This window comes from Wolbachia endosymbiont of Drosophila leontia (assembly GCF_028981785.1).
Taxonomy (GTDB): domain Bacteria; phylum Pseudomonadota; class Alphaproteobacteria; order Rickettsiales; family Anaplasmataceae; genus Wolbachia; species Wolbachia pipientis.
This window is the reverse complement of sequence record NZ_JAPQLK010000058.1, coordinates 1-1,477: the sequence shown is the minus strand read 5'-3', so window position 1 is coordinate 1,477 and position 1,477 is coordinate 1. Positions and strand designations below refer to the sequence as shown.

Genomic DNA, 1,477 nt, shown 5'->3' with positions numbered 1-1,477 from the left:
AAAATTGCGAACGTAAACTCAACACCAGCTTGCAAATGATTGTCCTTTCCTTCATTTCTCTCCTATTACGAAGATTTTAAACAGGTTCTAATAATGATTATGAAATTAGTTTTAATGCTAAGGAAAAGATAAGGCTTAGGTGTTCAGTTGAATTGTATGAGAGGTATTATGATCCTGTTACTTTTGACAGCTTTACTGTAGTTTTAACTAGTGCTGAAGTTGTAAACGCTTTTCATTAATGTTAATTTAATTTTTTCATATACAATAGTAACTGGTGAGAATTTTAACTAAATTAAAAAAAATCATGAACGACAAAGACCTTTTCGAGGAAGACGGTGATAATATTGAAGAAAATAACGATGATAAAAGAGAGAGAAGTTTAGAAAATGAAAATCAGCAAAATCAAGAAGAACAACACAAAGAGGAAGATAAGCAATACATAATACAGTACATTCAAGACTATTTGAAAGTTTTTGAGGATATTCTAAATCAGATCGACGAAGGAATTGATAATTCGGATAGTTACGAAAGGACTATGCAAATAAAGCGAAGCATAGACAGGCTCATAGAGACTTTATATAGTCAGGCTGCGTCTGAAGATATTGATGCAGAATTTGAAACCACAAAGCATACTCGTGATAAATCAGAATCTATGAAAAGAGTTAGAGAGAAGAGAAGAAAGCAAGTGATAGAAGAAGTATTAAGTAGCATGTTTGCCCAGCAACAAAAGGAGCTAATGAACGCTAAACACTTAAGTCATGGACATGAAACAGCAAAAGATGGGGATGTCCACGAAGCAAAGGAAAAAGTGAAGTCTTCAATCAGGGGAGTGTTGTTTTCGGTGATTGCTCATAGGATGGATCCAAGAAGGAGGGCAGGGGAAACTGCTGACGGTAACGAAAAGCAAGCTCATATATATGGCAGGGAAGCAGTTGGTGGAGCTTTAGGTGCATTGTTAAAAACGTTTTTAACAGCAGTTATTGCCGTTGTGCGTGAAATTGCTAGGCCACTTCAGAAACCGGAAACATCTTTTGCAAAACAAGTTGAAGAAAGCAGAAACGCAGATTCACAAAAGGGTCGATCTGTGTAGATTTCTCCTTGTAATAATCTTTCGATTCTACTGTCTGTTAATTCAAATTAGGGTTATAAAATTTTAGAAGCCAGCTCTTATATAACCAATTTATAGCAAGAAATTACGATACAAAAATCAGCGTCCGTTAGAAAATAAACATAACACAGGGTGATAGAGTTGCCCCTATCCATAAGCGTCAGTTAAGCTCAAAATTGTAAGCTTAAAATATGGTTGAATAATTATTAATAATAGCATACAATTATTAACGTTTTTCAGGCATTTTTGTTATGGGTGCGCCAAGTAAGCGTTTAGAATACAATTGGTGAAAATCCAACTGACCTTACCCAGAAAAAGTGGAGAGAAAGTGTGGAATGTTTTTTACAAAAAGAATGATGCATCAAGTTG

1 protein-coding gene and 1 pseudogene are annotated in these 1,477 nt (G+C 34.9%); both read left to right on the top strand.

Features of this window, described 5'->3' with window-relative positions; all coding sequences use genetic code 11:
* Positions 1-86: 86 nt before the first annotated feature.
* A pseudogene (locus OZD63_RS06245) lies at positions 87-239 on the top strand (phage tail tube protein); the annotation flags it as partial.
* A gap of 65 nt (positions 240-304) precedes the next feature.
* Positions 305-1,090, top strand: a complete 786-nt coding sequence (locus OZD63_RS01860; protein ID WP_274979412.1) for a hypothetical protein — start codon at positions 305-307, stop codon at positions 1,088-1,090.
* Positions 1,091-1,477: the final 387 nt, after the last annotated feature.